This window comes from Glycomyces amatae, from assembly GCF_020991375.1.
GTDB classification, from domain to species: domain Bacteria; phylum Actinomycetota; class Actinomycetes; order Mycobacteriales; family Micromonosporaceae; genus Glycomyces; species Glycomyces amatae.
Genome location: NZ_JAJLQZ010000004.1, coordinates 329,496 through 346,102 on the forward strand (window position 1 = coordinate 329,496; position 16,607 = coordinate 346,102).

The 16,607-nt window shown below is 74.1% G+C and carries 14 protein-coding genes and 1 pseudogene; 5 read left to right on the top strand and 10 right to left on the bottom strand.

Annotated elements, in window-relative coordinates; genetic code table 11:
• Positions 1-150 precede the first annotated feature (150 nt).
• From nuoK to htpX, 5 genes and pseudogenes are all read left to right on the top strand, one after another.
• Positions 151-588 carry an NADH-quinone oxidoreductase subunit NuoK gene (nuoK, locus tag LO763_RS08765; RefSeq protein WP_230601588.1) on the top strand — a complete coding sequence of 146 codons (438 nt, stop codon included), beginning with the start codon at positions 151-153 and terminating at the stop codon, positions 586-588.
• Between the two features lie 182 nt (positions 589-770).
• A pseudogene (locus tag LO763_RS30255) lies at positions 771-1,733 on the top strand (NADH-quinone oxidoreductase subunit 5 family protein); the annotation flags it as partial.
• A 1,063-nt stretch (positions 1,734-2,796) separates the two neighbouring features.
• A complete protein-coding gene (locus LO763_RS08775; RefSeq protein ID WP_439650276.1) occupies positions 2,797-4,326 on the top strand; it encodes a complex I subunit 4 family protein in 1,530 nt (509 codons plus the stop codon).
• A 54-nt stretch (positions 4,327-4,380) separates the two neighbouring features.
• Entirely contained in the window at positions 4,381-6,000 is a 1,620-nt protein-coding gene (locus LO763_RS08780) for a proton-conducting transporter transmembrane domain-containing protein (RefSeq protein ID WP_230601591.1), read from the top strand.
• Positions 6,001-6,345: 345 nt separating this feature from the next.
• Positions 6,346-7,209 (top strand): zinc metalloprotease HtpX, encoded by an 864-nt coding sequence (gene htpX, locus LO763_RS08785; RefSeq protein ID WP_230601592.1) that lies wholly within the window; start codon positions 6,346-6,348, stop codon positions 7,207-7,209.
• A gap of 88 nt (positions 7,210-7,297) precedes the next feature.
• Here htpX and LO763_RS08790 read toward each other — a convergent pair whose 3' ends face one another.
• The 10 genes from LO763_RS08790 to LO763_RS08835 form a co-directional block, all read right to left on the bottom strand.
• Positions 7,298-7,609: a DUF2516 family protein gene (locus LO763_RS08790; RefSeq protein ID WP_230601593.1), complete on the bottom strand. Its 312-nt coding sequence runs from the start codon at positions 7,607-7,609 to the stop codon at positions 7,298-7,300.
• A 44-nt stretch (positions 7,610-7,653) separates the two neighbouring features.
• Positions 7,654-7,755, bottom strand: coding sequence for a 30S ribosomal protein bS22 (locus LO763_RS08795; RefSeq protein WP_081687713.1), 102 nt, complete (start codon positions 7,753-7,755; stop codon positions 7,654-7,656).
• 144 nt (positions 7,756-7,899) lie between these two features.
• Complete coding sequence (locus LO763_RS08800; protein ID WP_091031906.1) at positions 7,900-8,103, bottom strand: helix-turn-helix domain-containing protein; 204 nt, start codon at positions 8,101-8,103, stop codon at positions 7,900-7,902.
• Between the two features lie 198 nt (positions 8,104-8,301).
• Positions 8,302-10,014: a hypothetical protein gene (locus LO763_RS08805; RefSeq protein ID WP_230601594.1), complete on the bottom strand. Its 1,713-nt coding sequence runs from the start codon at positions 10,012-10,014 to the stop codon at positions 8,302-8,304.
• 118 nt (positions 10,015-10,132) lie between these two features.
• The gene (locus LO763_RS08810) at positions 10,133-11,053 is read right to left on the bottom strand and encodes a proline dehydrogenase family protein (protein WP_230601595.1); all 921 of its coding nucleotides are present in this window, start codon (positions 11,051-11,053) and stop codon (positions 10,133-10,135) included.
• Positions 11,054-11,236: 183 nt separating this feature from the next.
• On the bottom strand, positions 11,237-11,851 hold the full coding sequence (locus LO763_RS08815; protein ID WP_230601596.1) for a hypothetical protein: 615 nt from the start codon (positions 11,849-11,851) through the stop codon (positions 11,237-11,239).
• On the bottom strand, positions 11,848-13,185 hold the full coding sequence (locus LO763_RS08820; protein ID WP_230601597.1) for a glycosyltransferase: 1,338 nt from the start codon (positions 13,183-13,185) through the stop codon (positions 11,848-11,850). Before LO763_RS08820 ends, LO763_RS08815 begins: the two co-directional genes overlap by 4 nt.
• Positions 13,175-13,714 carry a hypothetical protein gene (locus LO763_RS08825; RefSeq protein ID WP_230601598.1) on the bottom strand — a complete coding sequence of 180 codons (540 nt, stop codon included), beginning with the start codon at positions 13,712-13,714 and terminating at the stop codon, positions 13,175-13,177. The genes LO763_RS08820 and LO763_RS08825 overlap by 11 nt, the downstream gene beginning before the upstream one ends.
• The gene (locus LO763_RS29690) at positions 13,711-14,907 is read right to left on the bottom strand and encodes a glycosyltransferase family 4 protein (protein WP_230601599.1); all 1,197 of its coding nucleotides are present in this window, start codon (positions 14,905-14,907) and stop codon (positions 13,711-13,713) included. Before LO763_RS29690 ends, LO763_RS08825 begins: the two co-directional genes overlap by 4 nt.
• Positions 14,904-16,448, bottom strand: coding sequence for a glycosyltransferase family 4 protein (locus LO763_RS08835; protein ID WP_230601600.1), 1,545 nt, complete (start codon positions 16,446-16,448; stop codon positions 14,904-14,906). The genes LO763_RS29690 and LO763_RS08835 overlap by 4 nt, the downstream gene beginning before the upstream one ends.
• Positions 16,449-16,607 lie beyond the last annotated feature (159 nt).

Genomic DNA, 16,607 nt, shown 5'->3' on the forward strand with positions numbered 1-16,607 from the left:
CGGTCCACCGGGAGGAGCGCCCGCGGCGGCGCGCCGAACGGATCGACGAGTATCAACACGGTCTCGACGCTGGACTTCCGGGTGCCCGGTAGTCCAAGATGAGGCCATGTGGCCCCGATCGACCGATCTCCTCCCTCCGGGGAGGCCACCGTGCATCCACTGATCGGGTTCCTGATCGCCGTGGGGCTGTTCGCGATCGGCCTCTACGGAGTCCTCACGCGCCGCAACGCCGTCATGCAGCTGGCCGCCGCCGAGCTCATGCTCGGCGGCGTGCACCTGGTCCTGGTCACCGCCGACCTGGTGCACGCCTCGCTCACCGGGCAGAGCTTCGCGCTGTTCATCGTGGTCATCGCCGCCGCCGAAGTCGGGGTCGGGCTCGCGCTCATCCTCAACCTGTGGCGCGAGCGCGCCACGATCGACACCGACGGCCTGCCCGAGGAGGCGCCCGGTCCCGGAGTCGAACCCCACACTTCAGCTCCCCTTCAGGAAGCCCCCTCTACGGTTGCGACCGGGGGCCCTTCCCCGGCCGCGGGCCGCGCTCCCGGCGTGCCCGCCGAACCGCCGCCCGACGCCCGGAGCGGCCCGTGACCCTCGCGCTGCTCCTCGTCGCCTGCCCCGCCCTGGCGGGCCTGGCCGGGCTCCTGGTCCGGCACCGGAACGCCGCCCGGTGCCTCGCGGTCGCCGCACCCGCGCTCGCGCTGTGCCTCGCGGCCGCGTGCGCCGCCGCCGACCCCGTGGGCGCGTTCACCCTCGCCGACTTCGGGACCGTGCGCGTCTCGGTCGCCTTCGACCTCTCCCCCGCCGCCGCGGCCGTGGCCCTGGCGGCCGCGTTCGTGACCTTCCTGGTGCAGCTGTACTCGATCGCGTACCTGCGCGGCGACCCGCGCTACGCGCCCTACGCCGCGCAGGTCAACCTGTTCTGCGCCGCGATGCTCCTCGTGGTCGCCGCCGACGACCTCGTGCTGCTGCTCATCGGCTGGGAGGTCATGGGCGCCTGCTCGTACCTGCTCATCGCCCACTACGCGGCCCTGCCGAAGGCCCCGGGCGCGGCCGCGAAGGCGTTCCTGGTGACGCGCTTCGGCGACGTCGCGTTCGTGCTCGGCGTGATGTGGATCGGGACGGCCGCCGGGACGTTCCGGATCAGTGAGATCCAGGAGCCGCCCGCGGGCGCCGGGGCCGCGATGCTGCTGATCCTGTTCGGCTGCATCGGGAAGTCCGCGCAGTTCCCGCTCCAGATCTGGCTGCCGCCCGCGATGGCCGGGCCCACGCCGGTGAGCGCGCTCATCCACGCCGCCACGATGGTCGCGGCCGGCGCGTACGTCCTCACCAGGCTCCTGCCGCTGTGGCCCGCGGAGCTGCTGCTCGTGGTGGCGCTGGTGGCGGCGGTGACGATGGTCGGGGCGGGCCTGTGCGCGCTGGCGGCCCGGGACGTCAAGGGCGTCCTGGCGTGGTCGACGGTGAGCCAGGTCGGGTTCATGTTCGCGGGGGTCGCGGTCGCGGCCGGCGACGCCGCGCTGTTCCACCTGGTCTCGCACGCGGCGTTCAAGGGGCTGCTGTTCCTGGCGGCCGGGGTCGTGATCGCGCTGGCCGGGACGGACGGGTCGCTGCGCGCGACGCGGCTGCGGCCGGGCGACTCGCCTCCGGCGTTCTGGGCCATGACGATCGGGCTCGCCTCCATGGCGGGGCTGCCGCCGCTGGGCGGGTTCTACAGCAAGGAGACCGTGCTGGGCGCGGCCTACGAGGCGGGGACGCCGTCGGGCGTGATCGTGTTCTGGGCCGGGGTCGTCGCGAGCATCCTCACGGCGGCGTACGCGGCGCGGCTGTGGCTGCTGCTGTTCCGGCGCGGCCGGGGCGCGCGGGAGCGGTCGGCGGTGCCGGGGCTCGAGGCGTTCAGCCTGTGGGCGCTGATCGCCGCGACCGCGGGCGTGGGGGCGCTGTACTACGCGGGGCCGTTCACGGTGCCGGCGCTGCACCTGGACCTGATGGCGCTGCTGCTGCTCGCGACGCTCGGCGGCTTCGCCGTCATCGGCGACTCGTGGTGGCGCGACCGGCCCCGGTCGGGCAGGCGGGTCGCCGACCGCGACCCGGCGCGCGTCCTCGGGCGGGCGCAGTCCGCGCTCGCCGAGGGCCTGTACGCGGAGCGGCTGGCGGCCAGGGCGACCCGGACGGCGGCGGGCGCGGCCGGGGCGGCGGCGCGGGCGCTGGACGAGCGGCTGGTGGACCGGACCGCGGTGGAGGGGTCGGCGCGGGCGACGGTCGCGGCCGCGCGGGGGACGGCGGCCGGGCACCGGGGCGGCCTGGCCGTATACCTGCGGTTGAGCGCGGCCGGGACGCTGGTGGTCGCGGCCGTGGCGATCGGGGTGAGCCTGTGGAGTTGACGAGGCGCGAAGCGGAGGCGGCGATCTGCGCGATCGGCCGTGCGCCGGAGCGGCGGGCGCGACCGGGCGGCGCGGATGCCGCGACGAGCCGCGCCGCGGGCAGTGCCATGGGTGCGAACCAATGCCCGCTTCGGAGCTGCGACACCGCGGACGCCGGGGCGATGCACGCCCCGGGCGGCCGTTCGACGCTCGGCGGGCATGCCTGCCCGCTGTCGGCCGGAGTGGTCGCTTCGGCGGAGGACGGAGCGGACCGATGAGCATCCTTCTTCTTGTGGCCGTTGCCGTCCCGCTCATCGGGGCGGTGCTGGCGTGGGCGTGGCGGCACCGGGGGTTCGCGCACTGGATCGGGGTCGCGGCGGCGGCGCTGTCGCTGGCCGCGGTCGCGCTGCTGCCGATCGGGCGGCCCCCCGAGGGCAGCATGGTCGTCGGCGGCCGCCTCACCGGCGGCTGGTGGCACGAGTTCGAGGCCGCCTGGGCGCCTCCGCTGCACCTCGACTTCTCGCTCGCCGTCGACGGCGTCTCCTGGCCGCTGCTCCTGCTCACCGCGCTCCTGGGGCTGCTGTGCTGCGCCCACAACGCGCTCGGCGCCGAGCGCCGGTCCGCACCGAGAGCCGAGAGCCGCGCGGCGGTCCCGCATGCGACCGCTGCCGGTGCCGGTGGTGTCGCCGTTTCGCCGACAGCGGAACGCGCTTCAGCTCCCCTTCAGGTCGCCCCCGCTACGTTGGAAACCGGGGGCCCTTTCCCAACGGCGGACCAGGCCCGTGGCGTGCCCGCCGGACCCGGCCACGCCGCCGACCCCGCTACCGACCCCGCCGCGCGACCGTCGCCGACCCTGACCGCACTGCTGCTCGCCGTCCAGGCCGCCTCAATGCTGGTGTTCCTGTCGGACAACCTGATCCTGTTCTTCATCGCCTTCGAAGCGGTCCTGCTGCCCATGTGGGCGATCATCCACCGCTACGGCGACCCCGCCGCCCGGCGCCACGCCGCCGCCAAGTTCGCGCTGTTCACCGTCGCCGGCTCGCTCCTCATGGCCACCGGCCTGTTCGTCGCCGTCGCCGACACCGGGACCGCCGACCTCGGCGCGATCATCACCGCCGGAGGCGTCTCCGAGCCCGTCTCGCTGCTCGTGTTCGCCCTGCTCGCCGTCGGCTTCGCGGTCAAGGCCCCGCTGTGGCCGCTCCACTCGTGGCTGCCCGACGCGCACACGGCCGCGCCCACCGTCGGCTCGGTCCTCCTCGCGGGCGTCCTGCTCAAACTCGGCACCTACGGCCTCGTCCGCGTCGCCGGGGGCCTCGCCCCCGACGGGGCCGTCGCGGCCGCACCGGTGCTGGCGGTGCTCGCCGCCCTCGGCATCCTCGTCGCCGGGCTCGTGTGCCTGGGGCTGCCCGAGCTCAAGCGCCTCATCGCGTACTCCTCGGTGGGCCACATGGGGTTCGTGGTCCTCGCGTTCGCGACCGGGACCGAGGCGGGCTTGCGGGCGGCGCTGTTCGGGAACCTCGCGCACGGCCTGATCACCCCGCTGCTGTTCTTCCTCGTCGGGGCCCTCAAGGCCCGCACGCGCACGGGCAGGCTCGACGACCTCGGCGGCCTGCGCCTGGCCGCGCCCGCCCTCGCCGGGCTCCTCGGGTTCGCGGCGCTCGCGTCGCTGGGACTGCCGGGGCTGGCCGGGTTCTGGGGCGAGGCGTTCACGGTGTACGCCGCGGCCGAACGCGGCGGGGCCTGGCTCGCGCTCGCCGCCGCGGCGGCCTTCGGGGCGTTCCTGGCGGCCGCGTACCTGCTGCGGATGCTCAAGCGCGTCAGCCACGGGCCGGTCGCGCCCGCGGCGGCGGGCATCGGCGACGTCTCGGCGGCGGAGGCCGCGGTGTGGGCGCCGCTGGTGGCCGGGACGCTGCTGCTCGGCCTCGTGCCGGGGCCGCTGCTGGACCTGTTCGCGGGAGGGCTGCTGTAGATGGACGGCGAAGCGATCGGGCACCGCGCGTGCGGGAACGCGGGGGCGTGAACCATGCGGGTGCAGGAGATCGACCACGCGGCGCTGCTGCCGCTGTACCTCGCGGCGGGCACCGCGGCCGCGGCGCTGTTCGCGGGCCGGTTCGCGAAGGCCGCCATGATGATCGGGCTCACCGCCTCGGGTGTCGCCGCGGTGTGGGTCGGCATGGGCCCCGACCGGGCGACGTTCGCCGTCGGCGACTGGCACTCCTATGCGGCCGACGACCCGGCGATGGGCGCCGCGGCGCTGTTCGCCGCCCTCGCGGTCCTCGTCGCGGGGCTCAGCGGCCGGCAGGCGGGCGAGTACTGGTTCCTGCTGTCGGCCTCGGCGGCGGGCGGCGTCGCGCTCGCGGGGTCGCGCGACCTGATCTCGCTGATCGTGGCGGTGGAGACGCTCACGGTGCCGCTGTACGCGCTGGTGGCGAAGCCGGGCCGCGACGGGGCCGAGGCCGGGGTGGCGTTCCTGATCGCCTCGGTCACCGCCTCCGCGACGGCCCTCATGGGCGCGGCGCTGCTGTACGCCGCGGGCGGCACGGTGCACCTGGGCGGCCTCGCGGCCGGGCTCGGCGACGCGCACGCGGGGCTGACGGCCGCCGGGCTGGCGCTGCTGCTCGGCGGGCTCGCGTTCAAGCTGGCCGCCGCGCCGCTGCACGCGTGGGCGCCGCTGGTGCTCGAACGCGCGCCGCTGCCGGTCGCGACCTACCTGGCGAGCGCCTCCAAGCTCGGCGGCGCGCTCGCGGTCGTGTGGGTCGTCCACTTCGGGCTCGCGCCGGGCGCCTTCGGTTCGTCGGAGCCCCCGGAGGGGTTCGCGGGCGGCTCCGGGGCGCAGCAGAGCGCGGGGATCGTGCTGGCGGTGCTGAGCGTCGCGTCGATCGCGGTCGGGAACCTCGGGGCGCTGGCGCAGCGCAGGACGGTGCCGCTGCTGGCGTGGTCGGGCGTGGCCCACGCCGGGTACGCGCTCGCGCCGCTCGCGGTCGTCGCCACGGCCGCGGGCCGGTCGGAGGCCGGGGCCGCGGCTTCGGCGGCGCTGGCGTACGCGGTGTTCTTCGTGCTGCTGGAGGCCGGGGCCTTCGCGGCCCTGACCGCGGTCCGCCCCGGAAGCGGAAGCATCTTCGCGTCCCGAGAACGTCAGACCCCCGAGACAGCATTGGAATCGGGAGGCTCCCATGAGTCCGATTTGGACGTACGCGGGGTGGTCGCGGCCGATGTCGGGCGGCGCCGGGCCGTCGAGGCGCAGTCGGCCGCCGGAGGCCATCCGGCGCGCGGCGTCGGCGAGGGCGGCCGTGTCGCGGAGCTGACCGGGCTGTGGCGCGCCGCCCCGCTCCCGGCGGCGCTCCTCCTCTTCTCGGTCGTGGGGCTGGCGGGGCTGCCGCCCGCGCTCGTGGGGACGTTCGCGAAGGTCGCGGTCCTCGAAGTGCTCGCCTCCTCGGCCGTGTGGCTCGCCGTCGTCGTCGCCGCGGGGGCCGTCGTGGGCCTCGCCTACTACCTGCCGCTCGCCCGCACCGTGCTCCTCGGGCGCCCCGCCGCCCGCACCAGGGGCCGCTACGCCATCGGCGTCGCCGCGATCGGCCTGGCCCTCCTCGCGGTCTCGCTCGCGCCGCAGCTCGTGCTGGCGTTCACGTCCCTCGCGCCGTGAGCCGCCACCGGCCTGGGCAACCGAAGCGGCCCGTCGGGTCACGCCGCACTGCGCGGCGGGTGCAGCGCTTCCATCCCGCCCCGCGGGCCCGCGGGGCGCCCTCACCTAGGCCAGCGCAATCGGCCGCTGGGGCGGCGTGAGCCTTCGCGGGCGCGGGAGGGCCGCGCGGACCCGCCCGACCGGGGCCGGTAACCGTCTTCCGCCGCCAGCCTCCACCATTCGCCGCCCGCTGCGACGCGCGTTACGTCACGCTTGGCCCCGAATTCAGCAGATTCCCAGCCCGCGGGGAAATACTGGCCGTGACCAGGATGTTGCTTTTCCCATCAGGAGGGAAACCCAACCACCATGAAGCACCACAACGGCCTCAAAACGGCGGTGCTGCTGGGCGCGATGTCCGCGCTCGTCATCGCCGTCGGCTACGCGCTGGGCGGCTCGACCGGCATCGTCATCGCCGCAGGTATAGCCGTCGGCATGAACGCCTACGCCTACTTCAACTCCGACAAGATCGCCCTGCGCGCCATGCGGGCCCGGCCCGTCACCGAGGCGCAGGCCCCGCAGCTGTACGCCATGGTCCGCGAGCTGGCGCAGCGCGCCGGGCAGCCGATGCCGCGCCTCTACGTCGCGCCCACGCCGCAGCCGAACGCGTTCGCCACGGGCCGCAACCCCGAGAACGCCGCCGTCGCCGTCACCGAGGGCATCACGCGGCTGCTCACGCCCGCCGAGCTGCGGGCCGTGATCGGCCACGAGCTGTCGCACGTCTACAACCGCGACATCCTCATCTCCTCGGTCGCCGGGGCGCTCGCCGGCATCATCACCATGCTCGCGAACCTCGCGATGTTCCTGCCGTTCTTCGCCTCCGACGACGAGGACCGGCCCAACCCGCTCGTCCTGCTGCTCACGATGATCCTCGGCCCCCTCGCGGCCGGGCTCATCCAGATGGCCGTCTCGCGCTCGCGCGAGTACGAGGCCGACGCCTCGGGGGCGCGCCTCACCGGCGACCCCCTCGCCCTGGCCAGCGCCCTGGAGAAGATCTCCGCGGGCGTCGACCGGTTCCCGGCCCGCGCCGACAGCCGCGTCGCCGAGCAGTCGCACCTCATGATCGAGTCGCCGCTGCGCGGCGGCGGCCTGGCGAGCCTGTTCTCGACCCACCCGCCGACGGCCGAGCGCGTCAGGCGCCTGCGGGAGATGGCCCGCGGCGTCGTCCGCTGAGGCCCCGGGCACGCGGAAAGCCGCACCGGCGAGGCCGGTGCGGCTTTGCGCTGAAGTCAGAAGTCGCCGCGTCGATCGCGACGCCGCGTCAGTAGGCGCTGCCCCCGATGTCCTTGATGCCCGTGCGGACGTCCAGCAGGTACACCAGGGCGGCCGCGATGGAGACGAGGGTGAACAGGATCATCCGCCCGCCGAAGAGCAGCGCCAGGAGCATGCTGATGGCCAGGAGCCCGATCCAGGCGCCCTTCGAGAGGGTGCCGACCGCGCTGAAGACGTCGGGTTTCTGCACCGCGCAGTGGATGCAGGCGATCAGGGACAGCAGCGCGCCCCCGTATCCGATGATCATCGAGACCACGCCGCGCACCTCGAAGGCGAACGCGACGGTTGCGAACTCTGGCATGTGGCCCAGCCTACCCGCAGGCGCCCGGAAGCCGGTCGCCTCGGCTACTTGCCGAGCTTGCGACGCTGAACGCGGGTCTTGCGGAGCAGCTTGCGGTGCTTCTTCTTCGCCATGCGCTTGCGCCGCTTCTTGATGACCGAGCCCATAGAGCTTCCTCACAGATGTTCACTAGACAATGTTTCGAGCCCGACCAGCCTAGCTCGGCCCGCCGGCGGCCCCCTCGCCGGGCGAGTCCGAGCGAAGGCCCCGTCACAGCTCGCGCGTGGCGGGGCCGGCCGGGACGAGCGGGGTCACTCGTCGGTCTGGAGGGCCTCGGAGAGGTAGGTCTTCACGGCGCTCTCGGGGACGCGGAAGGAGCGCCCCACCCGCACCGCCGCGATCTCACCGTTGTGGACGAGCCGGTACACCGTCATCTTCGAGACGCGCATCAACTCGGCCACTTCCGTCACCGTCAAGAACTTGACCTCGTCGAGGAGGTCCCCGGGTTCGCTCATGTGTCTCACCGTTCTGTCGAGGGCTGTTGCGAGCACTTATGCAAGGACGTGGGGTTGTGTGATGTATTAGAGGTGCGGTGGACGCGAATGCCCATATGAACCGAAACAAGTCGGTCGTCACTAAGCGTGACGTTGATGTATTTCGATTGGGATGTTGCTCATGTTACGGCAGTCCGCGCCACCCGGCAACACCCGATCTCAGACGGTCTGGGCGATGAACGCCGTAATCTCCTCCATCAGATCCGCATAGCTCTTGCCGTAGACGGTCTCGGCCGCGTCGACCGCCGGCGTGCCCTCGCGCGCGGTCAGCCCGAAGAACTCGGCGAACTGGTCGACCCCGTACTCCTCGATGACGTAGTGGACCCCGAGGAACCCGCAGCCGTACTTGCCGGAGCCGGCGAGCGTGTCGTCGTCGGCGTCCGGCGGGAGGATGTCGGTCTCGCAGCCGCCCTGGTCGACGTAGTCGCGCACGTCCCACATCCGGTCGTAGTCGTCCAGGGCCCGGTCGCCGTGGTCGATGTACTCGGCGACGCCCTCGACCATCCACCAGGTGTCGTCGGCGTAGCGCTCGGACGGCGAGGCCCACAGGGTCACGGCGTGGCCGAGCTCGTGGCGGATGACGCTGGTGAGGCCCTCGCCCCAGCCGGTGCGGTCGACGCCCATGACGGTGGCGTAGGTCGAGGGCTGGCGCTGGCCGTCGATGGTGCCGGTGAGCGGCAGGGCGAAGCCGAGGACGTCCTCGGAGTCCCAGCCGCTGCCGAACCAGGTGTCGAACTCCTCGTCCGAGGCGATGTAGATGACGTACCGGTCGGGCTTCTCCCAGTAGGCCCACTCGTCGGCGTTCTCGGCGGCGGCCTCGGAGATCGCCAGGGCCTCCTCGAGGCGGGCCTCCATCCCGACCGGGACGGCGGTGACGGTGCGCTCGCCGACGGCCGCGACCAGGTCGGTGACCTCCCACGGGTGGGGGCCCTGCCCGAACTCGGAGTCGCCGACCTCGATCATGACCATGCCGTCATCGCCCGCGCGCCAGCGCGTGTCGAAGACGATGTCGGCGGCCTTGCAGGTCTCGGCGGGCTCGACGAAGCAGTAGGAGAGCGCCACCGAGATGTCGTAGAGCGGGACCGCGCCCGAGGAGTCCTCCAGCGGGCCCGAGGTGATCTGGTAGTCGAAGCGGGAGACCTGCATGGAGGTGAGCGACTCGTACCGGCCGGTCATCTTCTCGTGCAGGGTGGGGTCGTAGGCGGCGAGCCAGCCCTCGAGGCTGGCGTTGAGCAGCGACTCGGACTGTGCGTCGAGGGTGAGCTGGGCCTGCTCCTTGAGGTAGGCGAGGATCTCCGACTCGGGCGCGTTCGGTCCGGGGCTGGGGACGGTGCCCTCGCCGGGCTGGACCGCGAGGCCCTCGATGGTGCCGGTCTCGGCCGAGGGCGCGGCCGGGCGCCAGCCGTTGACGAGGGCGCCGGCGAAGACGGAGGTGGCGACCAGGAGGACGACGATGAAGACGGTGGCGAGGCGGGAGCGCCCGCGGTCGGGCCGCGGCGCGTAGTAGGCGAGCGGCCGGGCCGGGCCGGGCCAGGGGGGCATGGCGCTGACCGGGATCGGGCCGGGCGGGACGGGGCCCTGCGGCGGCATCGGGGCGTGCCCGGGGTGGACGGTGCCGGGCGGGGCCATCTCGACCGGGAGCGCCGAGGGCGGGGCGGTCGGCTCGGGGAGGGGCGGGCCCGGCGGGGAGGCCTGGGGCATGGCCGCGCCGCCCGGGGCGGCCTGCGGGAGGACCGGTTCGTGCGAGGCGGCGCGCGGCGCCTCGGGCGCGGACCGCTGGCCGGGCACCAGCGGAGCGGCGTCGGACCGGGGTTCTCCGGTGGGGCCGCGCTCGGAAGAGTCCGGGGTGAAGTCCTCGGGGGCTTGAGTCACGCTCGCAACTGTAGTCCCCGATCGCTACCCGCGCGAGACGCGAGGAGGGCTGGTGCGCTGGGCGTCCATGCCGCGGCGGCGGGCCGGGGAGCGGTCCCCGGCCCGCGCCGGGCGGCCGCTAAGACTTGGTCCACAGTGACCGGGCGAAGACCGCCAGGTTGGCCGGGCGCTCGGCCATGCGGCGCATGAGGTAGCCGTACCACTGGTCGCCGTAGGGGACGTAGACGCGCATCCGGTAGCCCTCGGCCGCGAGCCGCAGCTGCTCGGCGGGGCGGATGCCGTAGAGCATCTGGAACTCGAAGGAGTCCTTGTCGCGGTCGTACCAGCGGGCGCGGTCGATGCCGATCTCGATCAGGCGCGGGTCGTGGGTGGCGAGCATCGGGTAGCCCTCGCCGGCCATGAGGGCGTTGATGCAGCGCACGTAGGAGCGGTCGACGTCGAGGCCGCGCTGGTAGGCGACGGACTCGGGCTCCTTGTAGGCGCCCTTGCACAGGCGGATGCGCGACTTGGGGGCCGCGTGGGCCTTGCAGTCGTCCTCGGTGCGGCGCAGGTAGGCCTGGAGCACCGCGCCGGTGGACGCGTGGTCCTCGCGGAGGCGCTGGACGATCTCCAGGGTGGAGTCGGTGACGGTGTGGTCCTCCATGTCGACGGTGACCGTGGTCCCGGCGTCGGCGGCGGCCTCGCAGATGTCGCGGGCGCGGTCGTAGGCGAGCTCGGCGTCGATGCGCTGGCCGAGGGCGGAGAGCTTGACGCTGACCTCGGCGGACGCGGACAGGCCCTCGTCCTTGAGCGCGGCGAGGAGGCCCAGGTACTCGTCGCGGGTGGCGTCGGCCTGCTCGACGACGACGGTGTCCTCGCCGAGGTAGTCGAGCGTGGCGAGCAGCCCGTCCGCGGCGAGGCTCCGGGTCGCGGCGACCGCGTGGGCCGTGGTCTCCCCCGCCACGTAGCGGCGGACGAGCGACCGCGTCACCGGCGCGGTGCCGACGAGCCGCTCGATCTTCGACGACCGGGCGGCGGCGAGAATGACAGAACGCAGCATGAGTGCAGCGTAACCGCCGCCCGCCGGATATCAGGTCACGGTGGCATAACACGTGCGCCGCGACATTGGAAACCAAGCCTTGGAAGCAGAGTGATGCTCTGCTTCCAAGGCGGTTCCTCCATGGCACCCGCGTTCTCCCCGGCCGAGAGGCGGGTTTCACGGGGTTCGCCCCGTTCGGCCGGGCTACAGCGTCGCGTACCGCCGGCTCCCGGCCGCCGGGGGCCCGTCCGGGGCCGCGACCGGCCGGTCCTCGTAGACGCGGCGGTCCGCGGCGCGGGTGACCTCCAGGCCCGGGTACCGCTTGGCGATGGCCCAGCCGAGCGGGATCGCCGCCTCGTCCATGCAGATGACGCGGGCCGCCCCGGCCAGATCGAGGCGGCCGAGCCGCCGCACCGCCACCGGCGTGAGCACCTGGTGCCGGAGGGGCCGGTAGACGCGCCAGAACACGTGCTTGCGGAGCTTCCCGGCGACCTTGCGGTGGACCCGCGCCGCCGAGCCCGCCCCGGGGACGCGCCCCTGGAGCCGGCGGAGCAGGCCGCCGGGGAGCCGTTCGACGAGCGCCACGTACGCCCACAGGAGCGGGAGCCGGTTCTCGGCGCGGCCGAGCGAGTACACGTCGATCGACGGGTGGAGCCTCGGCGCCCGGCGCCAGCCCTGGCCGTCGGCGACGACCGCCTGGACCTCGACGCCGCGCTCGCTCACGTACTCGGCGTAGCCGTTGGCGCGCGTGACGCCCGAGGTGCGGTACAGCAGCAGCACCACCCGCTCCGGCGGGGCCGCGGTCGGTGCCGTCGTCACTGCCCGCTCCTTCCGGCCACCAGATCGCGGCAGCGCCGTTCGAAGGGCGCCAAGGCCCGGTAGCGGGTGAAGGAGGCCGCGTAGCGCCGGGCCTCGGCGGCCGCGTCCGGGTCGGCCTTCCTGGCGGCGTCGCCGGCCTCGGCCATCGCGGCGGCGACCTCGGCCGGGTCGAGGCTCGCGGGGGCGAACCAGAGGGGGTAGTCGCGCAGCAGCTCCTCGGCCGCGCAGCCGCGCTCGTGCACCGAGACGATCGGCCGCCCGGTGGCCATGTACTCGAAGATCTTCCCCGAGGTCACGTACTTCGAGCCGCCGGCGAGGAACACGAGCACGTCGCTGTCGGCGTAGGCGCGGCCGATCTCGGCCTTGGAGACCGGGCCGCGGATGCGGACGCCGTCGGGCAGCTCGTCGAGGCCGAGCCGGCCGCGGAGCCGGGACTCGGAACCGGAGAAGAACCCGATGTGGCCGTAGAGGTCCAGGCTGCTGCCCGCGTGGCGGGTCTCGCGGTTGACGCGGTCGAAGCCCTCGACCATGGCCTCGATGGGCTGCGCCCCGGTGAGCGTGCCGACATAGGCGAAGGAGAGGGGGCGGTCCCCGTCGGCGGCCGCCGCGGGGACCTCCGGCAGGACGTCGGGGTCCCAGCCGTTGAGGACCACGTGCATCCGGTCGGCGGCCTTCGGGTAGCGCTCGGCGTGCCAGGAGCGCAGCGCCTCGTTGACGAACAGCGCCTCGGCGGCGCCTTCGAGGAGGCGCCGCTCCCACTTCCAGGCCCGGTGGCCCCTCGGGAACGCGTCGGCGTTGGCGAACAGGTCGAGCGTCCACGAGTCCCGGTAGTCCACGATGTACGGCACGCCCGTGCGGCGGCCGAGCTCGTAGGCGGCGCCGAACGCCGCGAACGGGTTCCCGGTGGCGATCACGAGGTCGAACGGGCGCTCCGCGTGGAGCCGCAGCCCCTCCGCCGCCGCGGCCTCGCCCCAGGAGGCGTAGCGGTCGGGGAACGCGAAGCGCTGCCTCCACTCGTGCCAGCGCTTGGCCAGGAACGGGAAGTTGCCGCGGAAGCGGCCGAAGGCGCGGATGTCGGTCTCCCACGGAAAGTTGTCGAGTTCGGGGCTGACGGTGCGGATCCTCGGGTCCACGGTGGCCTCCAGCTCGTCGTCGGTGGAGCCGACGACGTCGGTGAGGAACCACTGCGGAGCGCGCGCCACGGTCACGTCCCAGCCGGCCTCCGCGAAGTAGTTGGCGGTCGCGCGGGCCCGGTAGACCCCGCTCGCGCGCGATGGCGGGAAGTAGAAGGCCAGGTAGAGCACCCTGGGTCTGGTCGGCTGCTCATCGTTCATCGGTACCGCCTCCGATGGGCTCGTATGCGTAGGTGGTGCGGGTCCGGGGCCGCTCCGCGAGGAAGTCGGGGACGAAGTCGACGGCGAGCTCGAGGGCCGACGGTTCGCACAGGACCAGCCAGTCCGGCGCCGACGATCGCAGCGCGTCGCGGACGCGGTCGAGCCGGTACGGTTCGCGCAGCGCCTCGGTCGCGCGCTTGCGGCGGCGTTTCAGCGGGTTGACGACGATCCGCTTCCAAAGGCGGGCGGCCTTCGCGGCGGGGCCGCGCAGCGGGCCGCGGCCGAGGCGGCGCAGGACGCCGAGGGGAAGGCGGCGGGTCAGGAGCGCGGTCGAGCGGCGTTCGGGGACGACGATGGCGTTCGCGCGGAGCCATGCGACCTCGACGCGGGGGTCGAGGTCCCAGCCGTCCCGCTTCGTCCCGGCCTCGGCGACCAGGAGCACCCGGTGGCCGTCGGCGAGGGCGCGGCGGGTCTCGACCGCGACGGCCCGCTTCCGCTTGGCGCGCGGCGCGATGAAGAGGACGTTCACGGGCGGTCTCCGAACCAGATCCGGTGGTGGTGGGCGGCGACGGCCTCGTAGGAGTACTTGGCGCGCACGTGCTCCCGGGCGGCCTCGAGGTCGACCTTGTGCGGGTACCGGTCGCGCAGCGACCAGTAGGCGTCGGCGAAGGCGGCGGGGTCGTCGACGACGTCGACCAGCTGCCCGGCGTCGTCCTCGATCCCGGAGAGGACCTGGTCGGAGCCGCCCGAGCGGGACACCAGCACCGGAGTGCCCGCGGCGAGGGCCTCGACCACGACCACGCCGAACGTCTCGTGGCGGCTGGTGTGGACGAGCAGGTCGTGGTCGGCCATGAGCGAGGGGATCTCGCCGGGGTCGACCGCGCCGACGAAGTCCACCGCGTCGTCCACGCCCAGTTCGACGCTGAGCGCTTCGAGCGGGCGGCGCAGCTCGCCCTCCCCGGCGATGGTGAGGGTGAGCGCGGGGTCCCCGGCGCGGCAGTCCGCGAAGGCGCGCAGCAGGTGGTCGATCCGTTTGCGTTCGATCAGGCCCGCCACCGACAGCCACCGGCGCAGCTCGGCGGGTCGCCGTTCGCGGCGCGAGGAGAAGTCGATCGGGTTGGCGATGTAGGAGAGCTTGCCCGCGTGGTGCGGGAAGACCTCGCCGATGAGCCGGTGCAGCGGTTCGCCGACGACGAAGAGCCCGGCGGTCCGGTGCAGGATCTCGTCGTAGAGGGCGCGCGCGTCGGGCTGGTCGAGCACCTCCTGCAGGAAGGAGGAGTGCTCGGTCATGTAGACCTCGGTGCCGGGCAGGCAGTGCTCCAGGGCGGCGTAGCCGCCGAGCATCGGGACGTGCGCGTGGATCACGTCGGCCTCGATCGGCCTGCCGCCCAGGGCGACACCGAGCCATTCGGCGTACCTGCGGGAGTGGAGGGCGTGGTCGGGGTTGCGTTCGACGGCGGCCGGCACCCGGTACAGGACCGCTCCGGCCACGGCGGGGGCCGGGGCGAACGCGCGCTGCAGCAGCCTCCGGTGGAGGTCCCTGACCCGGCGGAGCCGCTCGGGCTCCCCGGTCACGGCCCAGCCGTCGACGTGGTAGACGTCGACGCCGTCGAGTCCGGGGGCGACGGCCTCGACCATCGCCTGCACGAACGAGCCCCGGTAGGGGCGCTGGGCGTCGGGGTACCAGGGCGTCACCACCGCCACCCGGCGCCCGGCGCTCACGCGTCCACCGCCGGCCGGCCGATGAGCCCCTCGTAGACGCCGGCGAGGACCTCGGACTGGCGCCGCCAGGTCCACGCGTCCAGGGGCACCCGGTCGCGGTAGGCCGCGCGGTAGCGCTCGGGCTCGGCGAGGACCTGCTTGACGGCGCGGACGAAGTCCTCGGTGTCCTCGGCGCGGAACACCTCGCCCTGGCCGGTGCGGCGGACCTCGGCGGCGATGGTCTTCACGTCGGAGACGACCATCGGCAGCCGCGCGTGCGAGTAGTCGAAGAACTTGGTGTTGAGGGAGATCTCGTGGTTCTGGTGGTGGTGGTTCGGGCTCACGCCGATGTCGGCCGCCGACACGAACTCGACCACCTGGTGGTGCGGCACGTGCGGCAGGATGTGGACCCGGTCGGCGACGCCGAGCTCCTCGGCGCGGGCGGCCATGTCGCGCACGTACTGCCACTGGGGCTTCGAGACCACCAGGGCCGCGTGCACGTCCGGGAGCGCCGGGAGCGCCTCGACCATGATGTGGATGCCGCGCTGGACCAGCGGGACGCCGCTGTAGACCATCAGCGGCGTGTCCTTCTCGACGCCGCACTGCTCCCGCAGGTCCGGGACCGGCTCGTCGTCCTCGCCGCCGCGCTCGTCCAGGTCGGGGGTGTTCATGACGACCGCGGGCCGCTCGGTCAGGCCGTGCTCCTCGACCAGCAGGTCGGCCAGGGGCTCGGAGACGGTGACGACGGCGTCGGCGTACGGGGCGTACTCGCGCTCGTGGGCGAGCTGCGCGGCGTGCCACCACGGGTGGGGCTTCCACGGTTTCATGCCGGGCAGGAACTCGTGGGCGTCCCACACGAGCTTGACGTCGCGTCCGGCCGCGCGGGCGCGGCTCTTCGCGCGGGCGCCGACGCCGAGCATCTGGAAGTCGTTCGCGTGGATGAGGTCGGGCTCGATCCGGTCGATGACCGGGCCGAACGCCAGCTCCAGCTCCCACAGGGCCGGGTCGAGCCGGCGCCAGGCGCGGTCGCCGAGCAGCGCCTTCCAGAACCGGAAGGCGAGGCGGTCCACGGGCGCGGCGGCGCCGGCGCGCGCCTCGCGCACGCGGCGGCTCGCGCGGACGCGCGCCCGGGTCCACAGCGCCGCGGCCCCCGCGGCCGCGGTCGCGGCGGCGAGCGCGGCCCGGGGCAGGGCCGTCGCCGCGGCCCCGCGCCGCCGGGTCTCGGCCGCCAGGCGCGCCCTGGCGTCCGCGATGTCGGCGCGGCGGGCGGAGACCTGCCGGCGCCGGTACTCCTCCAGCGGGCCGGGCGGGTACGCGAGAGGGCTGCGCAGCCAGGCGCGGCGCACCTCGTGGCGGCGCCGGTCGAAGGCCCTTCCCGTGGGCACCAGGCGGACCGCGGCGCCACCGAGCTCCCACTCCCGGACGCGCTTGCCGTCGGTGCGGCCCAGCAGGGTCACCTCCCATCCCGCCGCGGCGGCGGAAGCGGCCTCCTTCTGCACGCGCGAGTCGCCGACGACGCCGTTCTGCACCAGCATCACGATGCGCCCCGGGGGGTTGCCCATGGTTCCTCCGAATATCGCGATCGGCCGCGTCCCGGCCGCCGTTCAACGCCATATCGTACGAGACGGCATCGTTCACATACCGTTCTCTCGCAGTTTCCTTCGCGTACGGAACCGGGCCGAAAGGAATTCGCTTCGATCCGTTGTGGTCGATGCGGCGAC